We start from the raw sequence: 22,224 nt of genomic DNA, 5'->3' as shown, positions 1-22,224 counted from the left end.
GCGGTGGTCCGTCCGGGGCTGCCTCTTCTGAATTGACTCTGGCTCAACTATGTTCGTATCTCGTCGAGGAGTAGGACCGGGGCCCACATGACCGTGGCCCACCTCGACACGAAGGCGGGGAGTGTCTCCGGGGGGAGACAAATGATTACCGGGGGATACATATGAACATTTCCGATTTCCATGGTTCCGCGACCGCGCTCTCGGCCGAGAGCAACGGTCGCCTGATGACAGGCGGCACCACGCACGGTGTGGGTCGCTCCACGCCGCTGCGCGTCGACGCCCAGCGCAACCTCGAGCACGTGCTGCGTGCGGCGCGCGAGGTGTTCGGCGAGCTGGGCTACGGGGCTCCGATGGAGGACGTGGCGCGGCGCGCACGCGTCGGCGTCGGCACCGTGTACCGGCGCTTCCCGAGCAAGGACGTCCTGGTCCGCCGGATAGCCGAGGAAGAGACCGCCCGGCTGACCGAGCAGGCAAGGACCGCGCTGGGCCAGGAGGAGGAGCCGTGGCAGGCGCTGTCGCGCTTCCTGCGCACCTCCGTGGCCTCGGGCGCCGGGCGGCTGCTGCCGCCGCAGGTGCTGCGGGTCGGGTCGGCGAGCGAGGACGGCGTCGAGGACGCGGAGAAGGCGCGGGTTCCGCACCAGCGGCAGGCCGGTGTGACCGGCGGCGGGGCTCCCGAGCTGCGCGTCGTGGGCGGGCGGACTCCCGTCGAGGACGAGCCCTCGCAGGACGCGGGCGCGGGTGCGCTGCTCGAGGTGGTCGGCCGACTGGTGGACCGCGCCCGGGAGGCCGGCGAGCTGCGCGGCGATGTCACGGTGGCCGACGTGCTGCTGGTGATAGCGACGGCTGCTCCGGCCCTGCCCGATGCGGCTCAGCAGGCGGCGGCTTCGTCCCGGCTGCTCGACATCCTGCTCGAAGGGCTGCGGTCCCGGACGGTCTGAGCCGTACGGGAAGCAGTCCTCGCGGAGGCCCTTGCAGGGGTGCGTGCGGCTGCCCTCTCCACCCGCCGACCGGTTCGTCGAACGGTTCCCCGAACGGCCGCTCACCCGGAAGGGTGACGGCCGGGTACGGGGATTCACCGGATGCTGCCCGGACGAGTGGATGGCGTGGAGAGGGGTTCGGCGCGCGCCCCCCGTGTGACACGCTTGAACGGTGTACCGGGTGAGTGGGTCGGGCGGGGGCTTCCGCGATGAGCGTTGACGGTCGGGAAGAGCCGCTCGGTGGTGCTGGCGCGTTCGGTGGCGCCGGCGGCGGGGCCGAGGCGGGCGCCCGGGCCGAAGGCCAGGTCCCGGCCCAGCGCGAACCGCGCGGGCGCCATGCGGTGTCGCGGCGCTCCGGCGGCGAGCTGCCACCGTCCGACGGCGAGTTGATCGCCCGGATGCGCGGGGGCGACGACGGGGCGTACGAGGAGCTGTTCCTCCGGCACGCCGATTCGGTACGGCGCTACGCGCGGACGTGCTGCCGTGACGGGCACACGGCCGAAGACCTGACCGCGGAGGTGTTCGCCCGGACGCTGCAGGCGGTACGGGGCGGGGCCGGGCCGGACCAGTCGGTGCGCGCGTATCTGCTGACGACCGTGCGGCGGGTCGCGGCGGCCTGGGCGAAGACGTCCCGGCGGGAGCATCTCGTCGAGGACTTCGCGGTGTTCGCGGAGCAGGCGGCCGCGGGAACCGAGGTCGGCGGCGGGCTGTCCGGCCTGTCCGGGGACGACACCCTCGAACAGGGCGCGGACGTCCGGGCGATGCGCGAGGCCGACCAGTCGCTGGCCATGCAGGCCTTCCGGAGCCTGCCCGAGCGGTGGCAGGCCGTGCTGTGGCACACCACCGTCGAGGACGCCTCGCCGAGTGCGATCGCCCCGCTGTTCGGGTTGAGCGCCAATGCGACGGCCGTGCTGGCCAGTCGGGCCCGGGAAGGGCTCAAGCAGGCCTATCTGCAGGCACACGTGAGCTCGGCGCTCAGTTCGGGCGGGGACTGCGCGCGGTACGCGGACCGGCTGGGGGCGTATGCCCGCGGCGGACTGCGGATGCGCGCGGAGCGGGGGCTGCGGGGGCACCTGGAGGAGTGCGTGAAGTGCCGGCTGGCCGCCGGGGAACTCAAGGACGTCAACGCGGGCATTCCCGCGCTGCTGCCCGTCGCGGTCATCGGGTGGTTCGCCGCCGGGTACGCGGCGAAGGCGGCCGGGATCGTGGCCGGCGGGGCCGTTGCCGCCGGGGGCGCCGGGGCTGCCGCCGCGGCCTCGGGCGGGTCGACCGCCGGGGCGGGTGCCGGGGCGGGTGCCGCCGGGGCGGGTTCCGCCGGCGGGACCGCGGGTGCGGGGGCCGGGGCTGCAGGGGCCGGTGGCGGCGCCGGAGGTGCCGGGTCCGGGGTCGCGGGTGCGGTGGTGTCCGAGGGGCTCGGGCTGCCGGTCAAGGCCGCCATCGCCGCCGGGATCGCCGTCGCCGCGGCCGCCGGGGTGGTGTTCGCGCTGGCCGGGGAAGATCCCGATCCGGGGGTCCAGGCGCAGCCCGCGCCGAGCGCGGCGGCGCCCGTGGTGCCGCTGGTCCCGGCTCCGCGCACCCCGGCACCGGCCGCTGCGGAGCCGCCGGCCGCGCAGGGCTCCGTACCGTCCGCGCCGCCCGCGCCTCCCGCGTCGCCGGCTCCCTCCGCACCGAAGCCGAAGGCCCCGGCCCCGCCGGCGTCCCCGGCACCCTCCCCGAAGCCCTCGCCGACGCCGAGCCCCGTACCGAGCCGGAGTACGGCCGAGCCGTCCCCGTCGCCGTCCGCGCCGAAGCCCTCGCAGGGGTTCCGGCTGGCGGGGCTCGAATACGCCGCGTTCGGTGACCACAGCGGTCCCGAGCTGCAGACCTGGCGCAGCAGCTGGGTGTGGCAGCGGTGGGGGCTGCGGATCGCGGACCGGCAGTTCGCGCAGGGGATCACCGTGAACTCCCGTTCCTCGGTGGAGATCACCCTCAACCGGCAGTGCACGGCGTTCTCGGCGCGGGCCGGGGTGGACGACCTGTCGCGGTTCACCGACGGCACGGTGCGGTTCTCGGTGTACGCCGACGGGCAGCGGCTGTGGCGGTCGGGCGCGCTCGGGTACGGGGATCCGGCCGCCGCCGTCGACGTCTCCCTGGCCGGGCGCAAGACGCTGCGGCTGGTGGTGGAGCAGGCCGGGCAGGGCAGCCTGCCGACCCTGGCGAGCTGGGCCGACGCCGTGATCAGCTGCCGGTGACCCGGGTGACCAGGGTGACGACGTCGGCCGGGGAGAGCTCGGCGCCCGCCGCCTCCTCCTGCTTGTAGCGGTCGGGGCCCAGCTCGGCGCGGGTGTCGTCCGGGATTCCGCCGACGGCGGCCCGTTCCGGGACCGAGCGCGGGTGGCCCGCGCGCCAGACGGTGGCCGCCGCCAGCACCCGTACGGCCTCCGCGCTGCGCCCGGCGGCGGCCAGCAGTACGGCCGCGGAGTCGGCCAGCGAGGCGAGCACACGCTCGGCGCAGTGCGCGGCGACGCAGGCGGCCAGGGCCGGCCCGAGCTTCGCGAGGCCGGCCTCCGGGCCGTGCGCACGGGCGGTGAGGACGGCGTCGACGTTGTCGAGCCCGGCCTTGAGCTGCGGGGGCGCCGAGATCCTTGCCGCGGCGGCGCGGGCGAGTTCGCACTCGGTACGGGCCCGCCCGAGGTCCCCGCGGACGAGCGCGAGCAGCGCCGCGAGCATGCCGCTGTAGGCCTGGACGTCATACACCCCGCCATAGGGCTCGACTTCGCGGGCGACCTCCGCCAGCAGCTGTTCGGCGGCGTCGAAGTCCCCGGAGCAGAAGGCGGACTCGGCGATCCGGGCGATGGCGAAGGGCACCTCGGTGTGGGCCCCGACCTCGCGGGCGAGGCGCAGGCACTCCTCGTACTCGGCGCGGGCCCAGTCGTACCGGCCGCGGGAGAGGGCGACCTCGCCGGCGGCGCTCGCCACCTGGGCACGGGTCCAGCGGTCGCCGACGCGGCGGGCGATCTCGTGCAGTTCGACGAGGTCGGCGTCGACGGACGGGAGGCCGCCGGTGAGGTCGATGGCGATGTGGGCGCGGAGCATGAGGGTGATGCCCAGTTCCCAGTCGCCTCCGTACCGGCGGCAGTTGTCGACCGTCTCGGCGAGCCCGTCGCGGACGTCGCGGGTGTCACCGGTGATGAACGTGGTCATCGGCCAGAGCATGCCGGGGAAGCGGGCGGTTTCCGGGCCGCCGTCCCGGAAGACCTGCTGGAGGTGGTCGGCGAGGGCCATGTTCTGCGGGGTGCGGAACTCCTCGGGCGCATGGCCCTCGGCGAGGAGGAGGACGCGCAGCATCTGCGTGCGCATGAAGCTCCAGTACTCGGGGGTGCCCTCGGGCGGCTCGGCGGCGTGGGACTCCAGGACCCGCGCGGCCCATTCCGAGCCCTCGGTGCGGTAGTTGCGCAGCCACCAGAACCAGCCGAGGGCGAGGACGAGGCGCAGGCCCGTCTCGGCGGCGCCGGTTTCGGTGGTGTGCAGGAGCGCGGCGCGGAGGTTGTCGAGCTCGGTCTCGATGCGCCGGATCCAGGGGAGCTGGGCGGCGCAGCGCAGGAAGGGCTCGGCCTCCTCGGCGAGGGCCAGGAAGTGCGCGGCGTGGCGGTGGGCGGCGGCGCTGCGGTCGGGTGCGTGTGCGGCCGCGCGTTCGGCGGCGTACTCGTGGATGGTCTCGAGCAGGTGGTAGCGCATGCCGCTGTCGCCCTGGCCGGGGGCGGCGACGACGAGGGACTTGTCGACGAGGGAGCCGAGGACGTCGGCGACGTCCAGGGTGCCGTCCGTGCAGACGGCCTCGGCGGCCGGGAGGTCGCAGCCGCCGGCGAAGACGGACAGGTGGCGCAGGACGGCGCGCTCGGGCTCGTCGAGCAGCTCCCAGGACCAGTCGACGACGGCGCGCAGGGTCTGCTGGCGGGGCAGGACGGTACGGGCGCCGCCGGTCAGGAGCCGGAAGCGGTCGTCGAGGCGGTCGGCGATCTGGCGCGGGGTGAGCAGCCGCAGCCGGGCCGCGGCCAGCTCGATGGCGAGCGGCAGCCCGTCGAGGCGGCGGCAGATCTCGGCGACGGCGGCCGGGTCCTCGGTGGGGGTGAAGCCGGGGCGGACGGCGGCGGCGCGGTCGGCGAAGAGGCGGTGTGCGGGGTCGGGCGGCAGCGGGTCGACGGGGCGGACCGTTTCGCCGGGCACACCGAGGGGTTCGCGGCTGGTGGCCAGGATCCGTACGCCGGGGCAGTGGGTGAGGAGGCGCTCGGCGAGTTCGGCGGCGGCGCCGATGACGTGCTCGCAGTTGTCGAGCACGAGGAGCAGGCGGCGGTTCGCGCAGTGCTCGACGAGCTGGGCGAGGGGGTCGGCGGCGACGGTCTTCTCGCGGGCCACGAGGCTGTTCTCGCGCAGGCCGAGGGCGCTGAGGACGGCGCCGGGGACGGCGGCGGGGTGGTCGAGGCGGGCGAGTTCGACGAGCCAGCCGGGTTCGGGGTGGGCGCAGGCGGCGTGCTCGGCGAGCCGGGTCTTTCCGGAACCGCCCGGTCCGGTGAGGGTGACGAGGCGGAGGCGGGCCAGGTCGGTGTGCAGGGCGGCCAGTTCGGGCTCGCGGCCGACGAAGGAGGTGAGGCGGGGGCGGAGGTTGCCGGTCGGCTCCGCCGGAGGTGCGGGGGGCGCGGGGGGCGCGGGCCGGAGCAGCTCCGCGTGCAGGGCGGCGAGTTCGGGCCCGGGGTCGGTGCCGAGGGCTTCGGCGAGGGTGCGGCGGGTGCGCTCGTACGCGGCGAGGGCGTCGGCGGGGCGGCCGGCCGCGCGCAGCGCGCGGAGCTGCTGGGCGCGCAGGGGCTCGTCGTACGGGTGCTCCTGGATCAGCGCCTCGATCTCCGGGAGAAGGGACACCGGGTCGGCGGCGCCGCTGCGGAGTTCGGCGTCGATCCGGGCGCGGAGGGCGGCGGTGCGGTGCGCTTCGGGGGCGGCGGCGTGGGCGGTACGGGCGGGCTCGGGGAGGTCGGCGAGGGCGGGGCCGCGCCAGAGGGTGAGGGCGGTACGGAGGGTTCCGGCGGCGGTGGCGGGGTCGGCGGCCAGCTCCTGGACGCCTTGGCGGGCGAGCCGGGTGAACCGGTGCAGGTCGATGTCGTCGCGGTCGGCGACGGCGAGGCGGTAGCCGCCCGCGGGGCCGGCGTGGACGGTGTGCCGGCCGCCGAGGGCCCGGCGGAGCCGGCCGACGAGGGCCTGCAGGGCGGCGGGGGCGTCCTGGGGCGGGTCGTCGCCCCAGACCTCGTCGATGAGGTCGGCGACGGAGGCGGTGGCCGTGGCGGTGCCGGTGCCGGCGCCGGTGGCGGTCCGTGAGCCGGACGCGGCGCGGAGCGCGAGGGCGGTGAGGAGTGCGCGCAGGCGGGCGCCGCCGATGGGGAGGGGGGCGCCGGTCTCGTCACGGGCTTCGGTGACGCCGAGGATGAGATACCGCACCGGACGATTCTGCCTTGCTCCTGGCCGGGGTGTGCGGTGGTGTTCGGCGGCTGCGTTCCGGACTGCCGCCGGGGCCGGGCCGGCGGGCTGCCGGTGGGCCGGTGCGGCGCCGTTGCCGGGGTGCTGCCCCGGGCCCCGCGCCTCAAGCGCCGGCGGGGCTGGAGTTGCCTGACGGTGGGCCGGTGCGCCGCCGTTGCGGGGCCGCTGCCCCCGAGCCCCCGAGCCCCCGCGCCTCGAACGCCGGCGGGGCTGGACTTGGCCCGGCCGGGGCCGGCGGGGCTGGCTGTCCCGGGTCGGGGTCGGCTGGTCAGGAGAGGGCTGGGCGGGGGGTGGGGACTCCCTTGGGGACTGCTCGGCGGCGGGGGGTGGACGTGCCCGTCCAGCAGGTGCCGCGGCGGGCCAGGAGCCGGCCCAGCCAGAGTTCCATCGAGACGAGCTCCGCGAGGCCGTCCAGGGGGACGGGGCGGCCCTCCGCCGCGTCCAGCAGGGCCTGCTGGACCACCCGGGCCTCGATCAGGCCCGCGTCCGCCAGGAGGGGGGTCGTGAAGAGGGAGAGCAGGGAGGGGAGCGCTGCTCTCAGGCCTACGCGGGTCGCCGTTTCGTTCGGGGTGTGGGTCGGGGCGCCCCAGCCCGGCGGGAGTTCGCGTACGCCCGCCGAGGAGAGGACGGCGCGCAGGATCGCCGCCCGGGCGCCGGGCTGGACGCGCAGGGATTCCGGGAGCGCGCGCGCCGCCCGTACGACCTGGTTGTCCAGGAACGGGGCGTGCAGGCGCTGGCTGCGGACCTCCACGGCCTGTTCGAAGACCCGGTGGTCCGCCGCGTGGCGGGTCAGCGCGGCGCGGGCCCGGGCCTCGCCGGGGCGCAGGGAGAGGGGCGGGCGCCCTGCTGCGGTGGCCAGGCGGATCGATACTTCCGCCAGGGCCTCCCCCGTCAGCCAGCCCGCCGCCGGGCCCGGGCGGGACCAGGTCAGGGCGGCCAGCGAGGCGTCCACCGGGTTCGAGGCGCCCCCCTCGAGGGACCCTGCGCGCAGCCGGGCCGCCGCGGCCTCCATGCCCGCGCGGTACGGCGTACGGGCGAGCCGGCGGGCCGCGGAGTAGACGGAGAACGGGACCAGGAGGGACAGGGCGGAGTCGCCCGGCGCCGAGCGGGCCAGGGCGGCGACCGGGCGCAGCAGGTGGCGTCGGCGGCGGTCCATCAGGAGGTCGGCCAGCCGGGCCGGGTGCGCGTCGAGCACCTGGCGGGCGCCGTGTCCGACGAAGTGGTCCGCCGAGCCGGCCGCCAGCCGGCGCCGCTCGCGGGCGGCGGTGACGAGGGAGGGGCCGGGTTCGTCGGTGAGGGGGCCGTCGAGTTCCGCGTACGGGAGGGCTTCCTCGGCGGCGGCCACGACCACGTGGTGCAGCCGGGGGTTGGCGGCGATGGCGCGGGCGCGTTCGAGTTCGGCCTCGCGGCCCTGCGGGGTGGCAAGGTCGTTGAAGGTGACGGCGAGGAGCCGTTCGCCGGACTGCCTCATCACCGTGCCGGGTGCGCCCGGGAGGCCGGCGGCGAGCAGGGCCAGGGTCGCGGAGGCGCTGCCTCCGGAGAGGTCGGCGCCGACGCCGGGGACCGGCGCGGGTGCGCCCCGGGCCGCGCGCCGGTCGGCAGGGCCCATTCCGGGCACCGGGCCGGGGTCGTGGGGCAGCGTGTCGGGGGCATGCCGCGGTGCCGTGAGCCGGGCGCGCACCGCATCCACCAATGCTTCCCGTACGCCCTCCACCGCGCGCTCGGGATCGGCCGCGGGCGCGGCCACCGCGAGGGAGGCCACCGGCTCGTACCCGGTGATCTCGCGCGAGCCCTCGCGCAGGATCAGCGCGTGCCCCGGCGGGATGCGCCGTACGCCGACGTACGGTGTGCCGTCGCCCAGTGCCTCCGGGCTGTCGGGGCAGGCCAGCAGGGCCGCGAGATGGCCGATGTCGAGCTGCGCCTCGATGAGGTCGGCGAGCGGCAGCGCGGCGGTGGCGTACGCGGTGCCGCCGGCCCAGGGCGTGTAGAACACGGGCCGCGCGCCCGCGAGATCGCCGACGACGGTGATCCGGCGGCCGGTCTGGACGACGGCGGTGTAGCTGCCGGACCACTGGGTGAGGTGGCGCAGGGCTCCGCCGCGGGCGGCGAGGAGCGCGCGCCGCAGCTCGGCGTCGGTGGCGCCGCAGCAGCCGAGGACGGCGAGCCGGGTGAAGGGGTCTGCGGGGTCGGCGGCGAGGGTGCGGATCTCATCGGGGCGCCAGTCGCCGACGGCCCAGAGGGGGTCGGGGTCTCCCCAGAGCAGTTGGGCGCCCACGGGCACGACGGTGCGTTCGGCAGCCGGGTCGTCCGGATGGTCGGCGTCCGCGATGCCGCCGCTCAGGGGTCCGTCGGGGCCGCCGGTCAACGGTCCGTCGGAGCCGGGTCCGCCCTGGCCGGAGACCCGGCCTGCCGTGCCGAAGCTCGCGGCGATGCTGCTCCACCCGACCAACCAGCGCACCGCCGCCTCCCCCAGCCTGTGGGCAATTGACCGGGGCATGAACGGCATGGTCAGCGCAGAGGGTGCGGCCGACGGGACCCCGGGTGGCTCGGGGTCCATGCTGCCACGAGACGGGCGTGCGGGAGTGGCCGAGGAGGGCGCACGTGCAAACGAACACGCCTCGGCCACACGGTATTTGGCTTTCCGTTCCCACCGCCCCATAGGTCGGTTTCGGCCATTCTTCGGCCGTACTGAGTGCCGTCGCGCGCGCCGGGGCGCCCGACCGCAGCGGCGCGCGGGCGCGGTCCGGGAGACGGGATTCGCCCCCCGGACCGTTCCGCCACCCGCGGGGATTGGGGTAGCGGCATCCCCCGGCCCGCCGGATCCACGCAGCGGGCCGACCCACGCACGGCACATCGAATCGCCGGGCCCGGTGACCGGCCAGAGCGCACGGGCGGGCGCACGGCCACACGCACGGAGCACGGGAGAGCGCGTGCGCCCGCGGCGCGGGCCCCGGCCCGACTGTGCAGGCGGACAACAATCCCGCCATACGGAAGTCGGGGCCTTAACGCTTGGGAGGCGGGGAACTACGCTGGGTTTACGAAATGCCGGGCAACTATGCCTCGGCGGCGTATGCGTTGTGTGCGTTCCGCGTGTGACGAGGGGTGGCGCATGTCCAGGGAGCTCCGCGAGCCCAACGAGAAGCTCGGCGCCGTCCTCGCCCTCGCCGGCATCAGCAACGCCGGGCTGGCCCGGCGCGTCAACGACCTCGGCGCACAGCGCGGCCTGACGCTTCGCTACGACAAGACGTCGGTGGCCCGGTGGGTGTCCAAGGGGATGGTGCCGCAGGGCGCGGCCCCGCATCTGATCGCCGCCGCGATCGGCGCGAAGCTGGGGCGTCCGGTACCGCTGCACGAGATCGGGCTGGCCGACGCGGACCCCGCGCCGGAGGTCGGCCTGGCCTTCCCGCGGGACGTGGGCGAGGCGGTGCGCTCGGCCACCGATCTGTACCGGCTCGACCTCGCCGGGCGCCGGGGCGGTGGCGGGATCTGGCAGTCGCTGGCCGGCTCCTTCGCCGTGTCCGCGTACGCGACGCCCGCCTCGCGCTGGCTGATATCTCCGGCGGACGGTTCGGTGGCGCGCGAGCCCGCCCCGCCCCGCGAGCCCGCCCCGCCCCGCGAGACCGTGGCGTCGCGCGAGCCGGTGGCGAACACGGCGCCGGCCCCCGCGGCCCCGGCCGCCGCACAGGGGCCGACGGCCTCGCCGATGCCGTCGTCGCCGATGTCGTCGTCGTCAACGGGTCTGCCCGCGCAGTCTTCGGGTGAAACGCCGCACGCCCCGCCCGCGCCGGTGGCCGCCGCCGCCATGGGGCTGTCGGACCCGGCGCCGCAGCGCGTGGGCCACAGCGATGTGACCAAGCTGCGCGAGGCGGCCGAGGACGCGCGCCGCTGGGATTCCAAGTACGGCGGCGGGGACTGGCGTTCGTCGATGGTGCCCGAGTGCCTGCGCGTCGACGCGGCGCCGCTGCTGCTCGGCTCGTACAGCGACGACGTGGGCCGCGCGCTGTTCGGCGCGACTGCCGAACTGACCCGGCTGGCCGGGTGGATGGCCTTCGACACCGGCCAGCAGGAGGCGGCCCAGCGCTACTACATCCAGGCGCTGCGCCTGGCCCGCGCGGCCGCCGACGTACCGCTGGGCGGGTACGTGCTGGCCTCGATGTCGCTGCAGGCCACGTACCGGGACTTCCCGGACGAGGGCGTGGACCTCGCGCAGGCGGCCGTGGAGCGCAACCGGGGGCTGGCCACCGCCCGCACCATGAGCTTCTTCCGGCTGGTCGAAGCGCGGGCGCACGCGAAGGCGGGCGATTCGGCGGCCGCCGGGGCGGCGCTGCGGGCCGCGGAGGGCTGGCTGGAGCGGGCGCGGGAGGGCGACCCGGATCCGACGTGGCTGGGTTTCTACTCGTACGACCGTTTCGCGGCGGATGCGGCGGAATGCTACCGGGACCTCAAACTGCCGCGGCAGGTGCGCCGCTTCACCGAGCAGGCGCTGTCGCGGCCGACGGAGGAGTACGTGCGCTCGCACGGGCTGCGGCTGGTGGTGAGCGCGGTCGCCGAGCTGGAGTCGGGCAACCTGGACGCGGCGTGCGCGGCCGGCACCCGGGCGGTGGAGGTCGCGGGCCGGATCTCCTCGGCGCGGACGACGGAGTACGTACGGGACCTGCTGCACCGGCTCGAGCCGTACGGGGACGAGCCGCGCGTGGCGGAGCTGCGGGAGCGGGCCCGGCCGCTGCTGGTGGCCCCCGCGTAGGGGGTGTCGGGCGGATCGGGGTCGGACGGCCACTGCGGTGGGGGTGCCTCCCGGCGGTGGCCGGGGGACACCGGTGACCGGCGGCGGTTCGGCGAGGCGCGGTGCCGGGCGGTCCGGGCCGGGGCATGATCCGCCGGAGACCCCCTTAACACGTTGTCAGTGGCGGGGTGCAGTATGCAGGGGTGGGAGGTGGCAGCTTGGGCGGCGGCGTGGGCAGCGTGGGCAGGGTCGACTGCGATGTGCTGGTGATCGGCGGTGGCATCGTCGGCCTGTCGACGGCGCATGCCCTGGCGCAGCTGGCCCCGGGGACGCGGGTGGTGGTGCTGGAGAAGGAGTCCGGCCCGGCCCGCCACCAGACGGGCCGCAACAGCGGGGTGATCCACAGCGGGATCTACTACCGGCCGGGATCGCTCAAGGCGCGCTTCGCGGTGCGCGGGGCCGCCGAGATGGTGAAGTTCTGCGCCGAGCACGGGATCGCCCACGAGGTCACCGGGAAGCTGATCGTCGCCACCGGGCGGGAGGAGCTGCCGCGGCTGCACGCGCTGGTGCAGCGGGGCAGGGAGAACGGCATCCCGGTGCGCGAGCTGGGCCCGGCGCAGATCTCGGAGTACGAGCCGGAGGTGCGCGGCCTGGCCGCGATCCACGTCGGCACCACCGGGATCGTGGACTACGGGCAGGTGGCTCAGCAGCTGGCGGAGTCCTCCGGGGCGGAGATCGTGTACGGCGGGGCGGTGGATCTGATCTCGCGGCGGGCGTCGGGGGTGGCGGTCCGCACCACGTCCGGGCTGGTGGTCCGCTCCCGTGTCCTGGTGAACTGCGCGGGCCTGCAGTGCGACCGGATCGCGCGGCTGGCCGGGGACGAGCCCGGGATGCGGATCGTGCCGTTCCGCGGGGAGTACTACGACCTGGCGCGGCCCTCGCTGGTCCGGGGGCTGGTCTACCCGGTCCCGGATCCGGCGTTCCCCTTCCTCGGCGTGCACCTGACGCGGGGCATCGGTGGCGGGGTCCATGTAGGGCCCAACGCGGTGCCGGCGCTGGCCCGCGAGGGGTACGGGTGGGGCGTGGTCCGGCCGCGGGACGTCGCGGACGAGCTGGCCTGGCCGGGATCCTGGCGGATGGCCCGGCGGCACTGGCGGTACGGGGTGGGCGAGATCCACCGGTCGCTGTCGAAGCAGGCTTTCACGGAGGCCGTACGGCGGCTCCTGCCGGGGGTTTCCTCGGCGGACCTGGCTCCGGCCGGGGCCGGGGTGCGGGCGCAGGCCGTGCTGCGGGACGGGACGCTGGTGGACGACTTCCTGATCCGGGACGCGCCGAGGACGGTGCACGTCCTGAACGCCCCGTCGCCGGCCGCGACGGCTTCGCTCCCGATCGGCCGCGAGATCGCCCGCCGCGCCCTGACCACCCTCCGGGCGTCCTGACCCCGGTCGGGGAGCGGGGCGCCGGGGCGAGGGGCCGGGCTCCGGGAGCGGGGAGCCGGGCGAGGGCGGCGGCCGGTGGGGGCGGGGCCGTAGAATCTGGGGATTGTGTCTGAGTCCCTCACCCCCCAGCCCAGCGCCCCGGAAGCCACGCCGGAGGCGAACGCCTACGTGCCCCCGAAGTGGCGGACCGAGCCCCGTTTCCCCGACGGGCCCGCCCCCGATCCGGCCGGCTCGCACCACGAGCGGCGGATCCGGAGCTTCCAGCCGCGGCGCAGCCGGGTGACCACCGGGCAGGGCGAAGCCCTGAAGCGACTCTGGGGTACCTGGGGGCTCGACATCGACGGGCATTCCGTCATCGACCTCGAGAAGCTGTTCGACGGACTTCCCGTCGTGCTGGAGATCGGCTTCGGGATGGGTGAGGCCACCGCGCAGATGGCCGCCGCCGACCCCGCGACCGGGATCCTCGCCGCCGATGTGCACACCCCCGGCCAGGGGAACCTGCTCGCGCTCGCCGAGCGCGGCGGGATGAGGAACGTGCGCGTCGCGAACGGCGACGCCATCATCCTGCTCCGCGAGATGCTGGCGCCCGACTCGCTCGCCGGGCTCCGTGTGTACTTCCCGGACCCGTGGCCCAAGGCCCGCCACCACAAGCGGCGGCTGATCCAGCCCGAGTTCCTCGACCTGGCCGCCACCCGCCTCGCCCCCGGCGCTGTGCTGCACTGCGCGACCGACTGGGAGCCGTACGCCGAGCAGATGCTCGAAGTGCTCACTGCGCACCCGGAGTTCGAGAACACCCAGGCGGACGGCGGCTACGCGCCCCGGCCCGACTTCCGGCCGCTCACCCGCTTCGAGGGACAGGGTCTCGACAAGGGTCACGTCGTGCACGATCTGCTCTTCGCCCGCCGCCAGGTGTCCCCGAACGAGTAGAGAACCGCCATCGTCACTCCGCGTGTCAGAGCGGCTCGCTAGAGTCATCGCGTGTTCCGAGCGCTCCCTGGTGTCCGTACGTGCGTGCTCGCCGTGCTGTCGCTTTCGGGGCTGGCGATCCTCGAACTCGTGCGGGAGCAGACCGGTACCGCGGGGTTCTTCGTCGGCCTCGGGCTGGCCGTGCTGCCGGTGCCGCTGCTCCTTGCCGCCTTCCGGTGGCTCGGCCGGGCCGCGCCCTGCCCCTGGGCGCAGCTGCTGTTCTGCTTCGGCTGGGGCGCCTGCACCGCGGCCCTGATCGCGATACTGGCCAACAACTTCGCGACGGAGTGGATAACGGCGGCGACCGCCGATGCCTCCGCCGCCGACCGGCTCGGCTCGGTGGCGATCGCCCCGGTGGTCGAGGAGAGCGCCAAGGCGGCGGCCCTGCTGCTGGTGTTCGTGTTCCGAAGGCGCCAGTTCACCGGCCCCGCGGACGGGTTCGTGGTGGCCGGGTTCACCGCCACCGGCTTCGCCTGCACCGAGAACGTCCTCTACCTCGGCAACGCGTTCGGCGAGGACGTGAAAAGCGGCGCCGCCCCGCTGGACTCGGTGACGGCCGCGACCTTCTTCGTGCGGATCGTGGTCTCGCCGTTCGCGCACCCGCTGTTCACGGTGCTCACCGGGCTCGGCTTCGGCGCGGCCGCGCTCTGCGCGGGCCGGCTGCGCCGGATCGGGCTGCCGCTGCTCGGGCTGCTGACCGCGATGGGCCTGCACGCGCTGTGGAACAGCTCCTCGCGGTTCGGGGAGTACGGGTTCTACGTGGTCTACGGCTGCGTGATGGTCCCGGTGTTCGGGGTGCTGGTGTGGCTGGCCGTGCGGATAAGGCGGCGCCGGCTGCGGGCCGTCGCCGGGGAGCTGGCGGTGTACGCGGCCGCGGGCTGGCTGCGTCCGGCGGAGGTGCCGGCCCTGGTGTCGATGCCGGCCCGGTCACTGGCCCGCGCGCTGGCCCGGAGCACCGGGGGCCGGGCGGCGGGCCGGGCGGTCGCCCTGTACGAGGCGGACGCGGCCGCACTGGCCTTGCTGCGGCACCGGGCCCGGCAGGGCGGACCTGCGCGGGAGCCGGATTTCGCCTGCCGGGAGCGGGAGTTGCTGCGCCGGCTGTGGCTGCGCAAGGCGACGGCGGGGCCCGCCCTGGCCCGGGCGGCGGTCCTGGAGGAGCTGCTTCCGCCGCGGCCGGTGTCCCTGCCGGCCGAGCGGGCCTTCGTACCGCCTGCTAGACGCTCAGGCCCTTGGACTCCAGCCACGCCAGCGGGTCCATCGTCGAGCCGCCCTTGCGTACTTCCAGGTGGAGATGGGGTCCGGTGACGTTGCCGGTGGCGCCGACGCGGCCGATGGTCTCGCCCGCGCCGACCGAGCCGGAGGTCACCGACATCGAGGACAGGTGGCAGTACCAGATCTCCGTACCGTCCTCGAGTTCGAGCACGATCCGGTAGCCGTACGCCCCGGACCAGCCGGCCGAGGTGATCTTCGCGCCGGCGACGGCCTTGACGGGGGTGCCGGTCGGGGCGGCGAAGTCGAGGCCGGTGTGGTAGCCGGAGGACCACATGGAACCGGCGTCGCCGTAGTGCGAGGTGAGGGTGTAGGCGGAGGTGGGCAGGGAGTAGCTGCCGGCGAGCTTGGCGATCCGCTCCTGCTCCGCCTTGGCCTCGGCGGCCTCCTTGGCCTCCTTCTCGGCGGCCACGCGGGCGTCGTCGGCCTCCTTCTGGGCGGTCTCCCGCTGGGCCTTGGCCTGCGCGGCGGCGGCCTCCTGCGCGGCGCGTTCGGCCTGCGCCCGGGTCTGGGCGTCGGCGGCGCTCTCCTGGGACTCGGCCTGCTGGAGGATCCGGCCCACCAGGGTCGCGCCGGCGTCGGCGTGCCCGGCGGCCTGCTGCGCGATGATGCCGGTCTTCGTGGCGGCTTCGGCGCCCGCCGCGGGGCCTTCGGCGTCCGCGTGCTGCCCGTCGCCCCCGGCGCCGCCCAGCCCGAAGTCGGGCAGCGAGGGCATGGAGATGGCGACTTGGGGCCGGTCCTGCGCGGTGGCGATGCCGCTCGCGCCGACCGCCGCGATGACGCCGACGCCGAGCACGGTGGAGCTGCGGGCAAGCCCTCCGCGCTGCTTGACGACCCGGTGCTTGCCGCGGGGCGGGCGGGCGGAGTCCTCGGTGGGGTTCCATTCGCCCCAGGCGCCCGCGTTGGGCGCTTCCTGGAGCTCGATGCCTTCGGGGGCAGGCGAGTTGGAGGCCACCGGGCCACACTCCTCATGGGGACACGCACGCGCACGGCGCCGCCTCTTGCGACGGCTAGGACGACCGCGCTGCGTTATCGAACGGTAATAGACGGAGGGGAGTGATTCCAAGCTGTTGCGATTGATCGTTAACGGCAATCAGCCACCCTGCGCGGAGCTTTGGCCACCACTAACGCCACTTAAGCGGATTAACTCGGGCAAAAATCAACCAAGATCCACATCTCTTCGGCCACACCCGCATCTTGACGAGCCGTCATAAACCTTGCAGAGCGCACTTTTTCACTTACGCACCGTCACGGAGCGACCACGGGTACGGTCCGCCGCCGATCCGGCTGACCCGCCTCCGGCCGGCCCACCGCGAGGAGCGCCATGTCGTCCGTCGCGCCGCCGCCCGTGTGCCGGCGCACATCGCTGCTGAGCGCGCCGAGCAGTTCGCCGGGCCCGGGGAAGACCCGCCCGTTCAGCCGGGCCGCCGGATCGTAGAAGACCCCCGCCGCGTCCCGGGCCTCGGTCAGCCCGTCCGTGTACAGCAGCAGGGTGGCCCCGGTCGGGAAGGCCCACTCCCCAACCCGGTCCGGCCACGCCTCGGCCAGCTCCCCCATGCCGAGCGGCAGCGCGGGCTCCGCCGGGGCGAGGACCACCAGGCGCCCGTCCGCGTACAGCAGCAGCGGCTCGGGATGGCCCCGGTTGACCAGGCGCAGCACCTGGGCCCCCGCCGGGATCTCGCCGAGCACGCAGGTCGTGAACCCCTCCACCGCGTCCAGGCTGTCGCGCCGGGTGCCCTCCCGGGCCAGCGCCCGCTCCAGCCGCTGCGCCAGCCCCTCGAGCGTGGGCTCCGTATCCGCCGCCTCCCGGAAGGCTCCGAGGACCACCGCCACGGCCTCCACCGCGCCCAACCCCTTGCCCCGTACGTCGCCCACCGCCAGCCGCACTCCGTACGGGGTGTCCTGGACGGCGTACAGGTCCCCGCCGATGAAGGCGTCCGCCTGCGCGGCCTCGTAACGGGCGCAGACGTGCAGGCCCGCGATGCGTTCGGCGGGCTTCGGCAGTACGGCGCGCTGGGCGGCCTCCGCGATCCCGCGCGCCGAGGCGAGTTGCTCGCCGCTGCGCCGTACGACCCGGTTGATCAGGACGGCGAGCCCGGAGACGGTCACCACGGTCACCAGCTCGGTCAGCGCCTCGACCTTCCAGGTGGTGGCGTTGAGGACGTGCAGCAGGACCACCGCGAGCGAGGCCAGCATGCCGGTGAGGACCGTGATCAGGAGGGAGGCCAGCGGGGCGGCGATCAGCGGGGCCGCGGAGAAGAAGGGGGACCCCGTGTAGCTGGGCGGGGTCATGACGTCGAAGGCCAGTCCGACCGCGATCAGCGCGGCCGGGAGCACCCGGACCACCCGGCGGGCCGCGCCGGTGCCGGTGCCGCCCGCGTACTCGTCGCCGCCCTGCTGCCCCAGGCCCACCACGCTGCTCTCCTGCCCGGTCCCTCATACGGGTGCGGGCCGCTGCCGCCTCGCCCCTCAAGGCTGACCGCAGCAGGGGCCGTACGGCGACCCGGCCCGGGCCGATCGGGTGAGGGCGGGCCGGGAACACGACGAAGGCCCGGCTCCCCAAGGGGAACCGGGCCTTCGTACTGAGTAGCGGGGACAGGATTTGAACCTGCGACCTCTGGGTTATGAGCCCAGCGAGCTACCGAGCTGCTCCACCCCGCGTCGGTAAACACAACTCTACGTCATCGCGGGGAGGACTCACGCCAATTAGCCTCCCAGCCACCCCCAGGACCGATATATCTGCAGGTCAGAGCCGCGCAGAACGGTGGAAGACGGCTTCCGTCAGCCGGTGATCAGGCGGAGCAGGGCCAGGGATCCGATGCCGAAGGCGATCGTCAGGTAGAAGTTCCGGGTGCGCCAGGCGAGCAGCAGGGTCGGCACCGCCAGCCAGAGGGCGTAGTTGCCGGGGCCGAGGTCGAGCGTGCCGGCCGGGGCGAACAGGGACGGGGCGAGCAGGGCGGCGATCACCGCGGGCGGCACCTGCCGCAGCCAGACCACGACGGGGCGGGGCAGGGCGGCCGCCGCGAGGAAGAGGGTCGGCACCAGGCGGGGGCCGAACGTGACGGCCGCCATGCCGGCGATGGTCAGGGCGAGCGTGAGGTCGCTCATCGGCCCGGCGCTCCTTCCGTGCTGCGGTCTTGTGCGGTGCGGTCTTCTGCGCTGCGGTCGTCCGTGTCGGCGGCGGCGTCGGCGGCGGCGCTCTCGCGGGGTGCGACGGCCAGGCCGAAGGTGGCCGCGACGGCCGCCGCCACCAGGACGGCCCAGTACTGCAGGCCGAGCAGGGTCAGGCCCACCGCCCCGCCGCCCGCGACGACGGCGACGGCGAGCCCGCGCCGGTCGGCGATGATCCCGGCCGCCAGCAGGGCCATGAACATGGCGGGCAGGGCGTAGTCGAGGCCCAGCGCCTCGACGTCGGTGACCAGGTCCCCGGCCAGCACGCCCGCGAGCGTGCCCGCCACCCAGGAGGCGTGGACGGCGGTGTTGAAGGTGAAGACCTCGGCCTTGGGGCGCTGCGTGCGTTCCGCGTACTGGGCGGAGTGCACCGCGAAGGCCTCGTCGGTGAGCTCGTACGCGAAGAGCGCCTGCTCCCGGCGCCGCCATCCGGCGAGCCGGGGGGCGATCGCGGCGGACAGCAGCAGATGGCGCAGGTTGACGACGAAGGTGGTCAGGACGATGGCGTACGGGGCGGCGCCGACGGCCAGCAGCTGGAGGGCCGCGAACTGGGAGGAACCGCCGTACACGAAGGCCGACATGGCGACCATCGCCCACCACGGCAGCCCGGCGGTGTGGCCGAGCACGCCGAAGGCGAAGGCCACCGGCACGTAGCCGAGCATGACGGGGACGGCCTGCCCGAAGCCCGCCGCCCAGGCGGCGCGGGCCGGCCGGGTGACCTGGGCCGGGGCGGCCGGCCGGGCGGCCCCGGCCCCGGGGGCCCCGGCCGCGGCGTGGTGCGCCGGGGCCGGGGCGTCGGGCGCTACAGATCGCACTCGAAGGTCCTCTCTCCGAGGGCCGGGCGGAAGCCCACGCCCGTCCAGAGGGCGGTCGCGGCCTCGTTCCCGTCGAGGACGGCGAGGAAGATCCGGTTGACCCCGCGGCGCCGGAAGGCCGCCAGCGTGTCGACCGCCATCACCCGGGCCAGCCCCAGCCTGCGGTGGCCGGGGTCGACCACCGCGTGGCTGATGCTTCCCCGTACGCCGAACGAGCCGGCGAGCAGCGCCGCGACGACCCGGCCCGAGGGGGTGCGGATCACCCGGCACAGGTCGGAGGAGTGGGCGAGGTGCCCGGACAGCAGCCCCTCGTCCTCCCATTCGCAGTACGCGGCCTGCGGCGCGGCCCGCAGCAGCTCGATCACCTGCGGGACGTCGGCCGCCGTCATGGCCTCGGACGCCGCGGCGGCGGCGACGGGCGCCAGGGGCGCGTACGGCCCGACCAGTACGTGCGGCTCCTCGAGCGCCAGAGCTGCGGCGCTCATCAGACCAGCGTCTCGTACGGAGAGCCGGGCAGGGAGAAGGAGATGGCGAGGACGTCGCGGTGGCCGCCCTTGTCCTCGGCCGCGCTCAGGCCCGTGACGTGGTGCTTCATCGCGCGGTCCTCGAAGATCAGGGAGTCGAGCGGGGTGCGGAAGGTGCCCTTGGCGAGCGGCTCCTCGTCCCAGGTGAAGACGGTGCTGTGGCCGCCCTCGACGTCGACTCGGGAGATGAGGTGCAGGCCGGCCCACGGGTAGCCGTCCGAGTGGATGCCCTCCGGGACCAGCTCGTTGTACTGGCCGGGGTTGATCTCGATGCGGATCTGGTGGATCTGGCAGACCCAGGCGCGGTCGCGGTACTCGTCCTCGATCGGCAGGTTGTCGAAGTCGTAGCGGACCAGTGCCTGGAAGAGCGGGTTGCGGTACGTGGCCTCCTCGACGTCGCCGAAGTGGCGCTCGATGCCGCCCACGAAGGCGTTCATCGCCTCGCTCTGGTAGTACGCGACGTGGTCGAGCGGGGCGAACTCGCCGGTGGCCGGCACGTAGGTGAAGTCGCTGTAGCGGCGGGTGCGGACGGCGCGGTCCCCGCCGCCGAAGTGGGTGTCGGGGGTGAGCCGGCCCCAGGAGGCCCGGAGGCCGTCGAAGGCGGCGGCGAGCTCGGGGGACAGGGTCAGGTCGGCGGCCGACACGAGGGCGTAGCGCTGCTCGCGCAGCATGTCGCGGAGGTCGGGGCCGACGGAGGTGATGGTGTCGGGGGCGGGCTTGTGGGCAACGGTGGTCACGGCTGTGTTCTCTCTCCGGAGCGTCGGGACACGGCGGGCAGGGCTCAGCGCAGGCCGAGGGATGCGTACGTGGCGTCGAGCTCGGCGACGTCGAGGCCGGCGGCCTGGCGAACGAGGCGGATGGCCCGGTAGATCTGGTTGATGTGGGCGATGTCGTGGCCGATGACCTTGCGGATCATGACGTCCATCGTTTCGCCGCCCTGCTCGCCGTGGCGGCCGGTGCGCTGCCGGTCCTCGGGCGTGAGGGCGGCGAGGAGGGCGACGTTGGAGGCGCGCAGGCCGGTCCAGGCGTCGAGCATCCGGCGGAACGGGAGGCGGGGCAGCGGGGCCCACAGCTGCTCGTCGTAGCCGGGGTAGACGGGGTCGTCCTCGGTGGCCACGAGGCGCCAGCGGAAGCCGTAGACGATGTCGACGTCGAAGAGGTGGCCGACGATGAAGGCGGCGGGCCACTCGCCCGGCTCGGGGACGGTCTCGGCGAGGTCGGTCGGCAGGTCGGCGAAGAGCTGCGCCGCCCAGACGGGGGTCTTGGCGAGCACGTCGAACGCGTCGCGTTCGCCGGCCACGTCGAGGAGCGCGGTGACGTACGCGGCGGGGTCCTCGGTGGCGGAGGGGATGTCGATCCGGTGGACGTCGGTGGTGGTGCTGGTGGTCATGCTGATGCCTTTCGGATGGGCTCGGCTGGTGCGGGGACCGCGGGGTCGGAGCGGGAAGAGGTCAGGCCGCGCGGGCCGGTTCGGAGGTCTTCCCGGTGTCGTGCGCGTCCGTCACCTCCCCGCGGTTGCCGGGGTCGGCGCCCAGGATCAGGAGGGCGCCGAGGGCCGCCACGGCGGCGCAGGCCGTCCAGTGGAGCGGCGGCGAGATGCTGTAGAGGAGGCCGCCGACGGCCGGACCGAGGGCGCCGCCGAGGGTGTGGGCGATGCCCTCGGCCCCCTGGTAGCGGCCGCGCAGGTGGGCCGGTGAGAACTCGGCGGGGTAGGCGTTGGCGATCGGCGTGTAGACCGTCTCGGCGACCGTCCACACCACCACCGTCAGCGCGAGCAGCCAGACGGCCTGCATCGCGCCCGTGAGGGCCATGCCGATGCCCAGCAGGGCCAGTCCCGCGGCGATCACCCGCCGCGGGTTGCGGCGCTCGGTGTACTTGGTGAGCGGGAGTTCGATGACCACGCAGAGCAGGGCGTTGAGGCCGAGCAGCAGGCCGTACACCTTGTTGTCGTAGCCGGCGTCGGTGACGTGCAGCGGGAGGGTCGCGGTGGACTGCCCGTACACGAAGGTCGCGGCGACCATCGAGCCGAGGAAGAGCAGGTACGGGCGGTCGGAGAGCACCTCGCGGTAGCCCCCCTTGCCGCGGCCCGCGCTCTGCGGCGCCGGTGCTTCCACGGGCGGGCGCCCGCCGGGCAGCGTGCACAGCGCGAGCACGCCGAAGGCGCAGGAGAACAGCGCGTCGCCGAGGAAGACGTACGTGTACGAGGCCCCGCTGAGCAGGCCGCCGACGAGCGGGCCGACCGCCATGCCCACGTTGATGGCGAGCCGCAGCACGGCGAAGGCCGTCACCCGCTGCTTCTCGGGGACCACGTCGACGAGCAGCGCGCCGGCCGCCGGCCGGTACAGCTGCGCGAAGACGCCGACGAGCCCGACCAGCGCGGTCGTCGCGAACAGGCCGTGGGTCAGCGGGACGAGGGCGGTGGCGGCGCTGCTGCCGAACATCGACACCGCGATGGCGGTGCGCCGGCCGAAGCGGTCGGCGACCGTGCCGCCCACGGCGTTTCCGATGAAGGCGCCGACCCCGACCACTCCGAGGGCCATGCCGGCCTGGAATGCGGAGAATCCCTGGGCGACCAGGAACAGCACCAGGAATACGTTCAGGAAATTGCCGAATTTGATGAGGAACATTCCGGAGAAGATCACCCAGGCGCTTCTGGGCAGGTCCTGCAATCGTCGGCGCAAGGGGTCCTCGCCGGCCATGGGGGGGGCTCCTTCTCGATGGGGGGACGCATCACGGATGAGGTGGCGTTCACCATGAAACCCGCCGGTCAAGGCCCTGCCCAGAGCTGAGTGCTGGCACAAAGGAGGCTGGCACATTCTTGCCCGGCGGCTCTCT

16 protein-coding genes and 1 tRNA gene are annotated in these 22,224 nt (G+C 74.9%); 6 read left to right on the top strand and 11 right to left on the bottom strand.

The features are described from left to right. The first annotated feature begins 161 nt into the window (after nt 1–161). Together OG299_RS21560 and OG299_RS21555 are read left to right on the top strand one after the other, a co-directional pair. Nucleotides 162–938, top strand: a complete 777-nt coding sequence (locus OG299_RS21560; RefSeq protein ID WP_266627928.1) for a TetR/AcrR family transcriptional regulator — start codon at nt 162–164, stop codon at nt 936–938. A 248-nt stretch (nt 939–1,186) separates the two neighbouring features. After that, the gene (locus OG299_RS21555; protein WP_327362335.1) at nt 1,187–3,208 is read left to right on the top strand and encodes a sigma-70 family RNA polymerase sigma factor; all 2,022 of its coding nucleotides are present in this window, start codon (nt 1,187–1,189) and stop codon (nt 3,206–3,208) included. Here the strand turns inward: OG299_RS21555 and OG299_RS21550 are convergent. Continuing rightward, nucleotides 3,195–6,443, bottom strand: a complete 3,249-nt coding sequence (locus OG299_RS21550; RefSeq protein WP_327362334.1) for an AfsR/SARP family transcriptional regulator — start codon at nt 6,441–6,443, stop codon at nt 3,195–3,197. The genes OG299_RS21555 and OG299_RS21550 overlap by 14 nt on opposite strands. Before the next feature lie 307 nt (nt 6,444–6,750). Beyond that, on the bottom strand, nt 6,751–8,940 hold the full coding sequence (locus tag OG299_RS21545; protein ID WP_327364568.1) for an asparagine synthase-related protein: 2,190 nt from the start codon (nt 8,938–8,940) through the stop codon (nt 6,751–6,753). Nucleotides 8,941–9,591: 651 nt separating this feature from the next. Here OG299_RS21545 and OG299_RS21540 point away from each other — a divergent pair. The 4 genes from OG299_RS21540 to OG299_RS21525 all read left to right on the top strand — a co-directional run bounded on the left by OG299_RS21540 (nt 9,592) and on the right by OG299_RS21525 (nt 14,915). Next, entirely contained in the window at nt 9,592–11,226 is a 1,635-nt protein-coding gene (locus OG299_RS21540) for an NsdA family TPR-like regulatory protein (RefSeq protein WP_327362333.1), read from the top strand. Between the two features lie 197 nt (nt 11,227–11,423). Then, on the top strand, nt 11,424–12,644 hold the full coding sequence (lhgO, locus tag OG299_RS21535; RefSeq protein ID WP_266627921.1) for an L-2-hydroxyglutarate dehydrogenase: 1,221 nt from the start codon (nt 11,424–11,426) through the stop codon (nt 12,642–12,644). Between the two features lie 105 nt (nt 12,645–12,749). Then, complete coding sequence (gene trmB, locus OG299_RS21530) at nt 12,750–13,571, top strand: tRNA (guanosine(46)-N7)-methyltransferase TrmB (RefSeq protein WP_389875089.1); 822 nt, start codon at nt 12,750–12,752, stop codon at nt 13,569–13,571. A gap of 51 nt (nt 13,572–13,622) precedes the next feature. Next, a complete protein-coding gene (locus OG299_RS21525) occupies nt 13,623–14,915 on the top strand; it encodes a PrsW family intramembrane metalloprotease (RefSeq protein ID WP_266627919.1) in 1,293 nt (430 codons plus the stop codon). Here the strand turns inward: OG299_RS21525 and OG299_RS21520 are convergent. The 9 genes from OG299_RS21520 to OG299_RS21480 form a co-directional block, all read right to left on the bottom strand. Beyond that, complete coding sequence (locus OG299_RS21520) at nt 14,824–15,834, bottom strand: M23 family metallopeptidase (RefSeq protein ID WP_389875092.1); 1,011 nt, start codon at nt 15,832–15,834, stop codon at nt 14,824–14,826. The genes OG299_RS21525 and OG299_RS21520 overlap by 92 nt on opposite strands. 293 nt (nt 15,835–16,127) lie before the next feature. Continuing rightward, on the bottom strand, nt 16,128–17,294 hold the full coding sequence (locus tag OG299_RS21515) for a PP2C family protein-serine/threonine phosphatase (protein ID WP_405702079.1): 1,167 nt from the start codon (nt 17,292–17,294) through the stop codon (nt 16,128–16,130). Nucleotides 17,295–17,466: 172 nt separating this feature from the next. Continuing rightward, a tRNA-Met gene (locus OG299_RS21510) sits at nt 17,467–17,540 on the bottom strand. A gap of 120 nt (nt 17,541–17,660) precedes the next feature. Then, a complete protein-coding gene (locus OG299_RS21505) occupies nt 17,661–17,987 on the bottom strand; it encodes an AzlD domain-containing protein (protein ID WP_266627917.1) in 327 nt (108 codons plus the stop codon). Next, entirely contained in the window at nt 17,984–18,865 is an 882-nt protein-coding gene (locus tag OG299_RS21500; RefSeq protein ID WP_327362332.1) for an AzlC family ABC transporter permease, read from the bottom strand. Before OG299_RS21500 ends, OG299_RS21505 begins: the two co-directional genes overlap by 4 nt. Beyond that, the gene (locus OG299_RS21495; protein WP_266627913.1) at nt 18,853–19,350 is read right to left on the bottom strand and encodes a GNAT family N-acetyltransferase; all 498 of its coding nucleotides are present in this window, start codon (nt 19,348–19,350) and stop codon (nt 18,853–18,855) included. Before OG299_RS21495 ends, OG299_RS21500 begins: the two co-directional genes overlap by 13 nt. Continuing rightward, nucleotides 19,350–20,126 carry a 2OG-Fe dioxygenase family protein gene (locus OG299_RS21490; RefSeq protein WP_327362331.1) on the bottom strand — a complete coding sequence of 259 codons (777 nt, stop codon included), beginning with the start codon at nt 20,124–20,126 and terminating at the stop codon, nt 19,350–19,352. Before OG299_RS21490 ends, OG299_RS21495 begins: the two co-directional genes overlap by 1 nt. 44 nt (nt 20,127–20,170) lie before the next feature. Then, nucleotides 20,171–20,779 carry a DinB family protein gene (locus OG299_RS21485; RefSeq protein WP_266627910.1) on the bottom strand — a complete coding sequence of 203 codons (609 nt, stop codon included), beginning with the start codon at nt 20,777–20,779 and terminating at the stop codon, nt 20,171–20,173. A 61-nt stretch (nt 20,780–20,840) separates the two neighbouring features. Further along, nucleotides 20,841–22,088: an MDR family MFS transporter gene (locus OG299_RS21480; protein WP_327362330.1), complete on the bottom strand. Its 1,248-nt coding sequence runs from the start codon at nt 22,086–22,088 to the stop codon at nt 20,841–20,843. Between the last annotated feature and the right edge of the window lie 136 nt (nt 22,089–22,224).

This window comes from Streptomyces sp. NBC_01296 (assembly GCF_035984415.1).
GTDB lineage: Bacteria > Actinomycetota > Actinomycetes > Streptomycetales > Streptomycetaceae > Streptomyces.
Note: the sequence above shows the minus strand (reverse complement) of the source record. Positions and strands in the feature narration are given on the sequence as shown.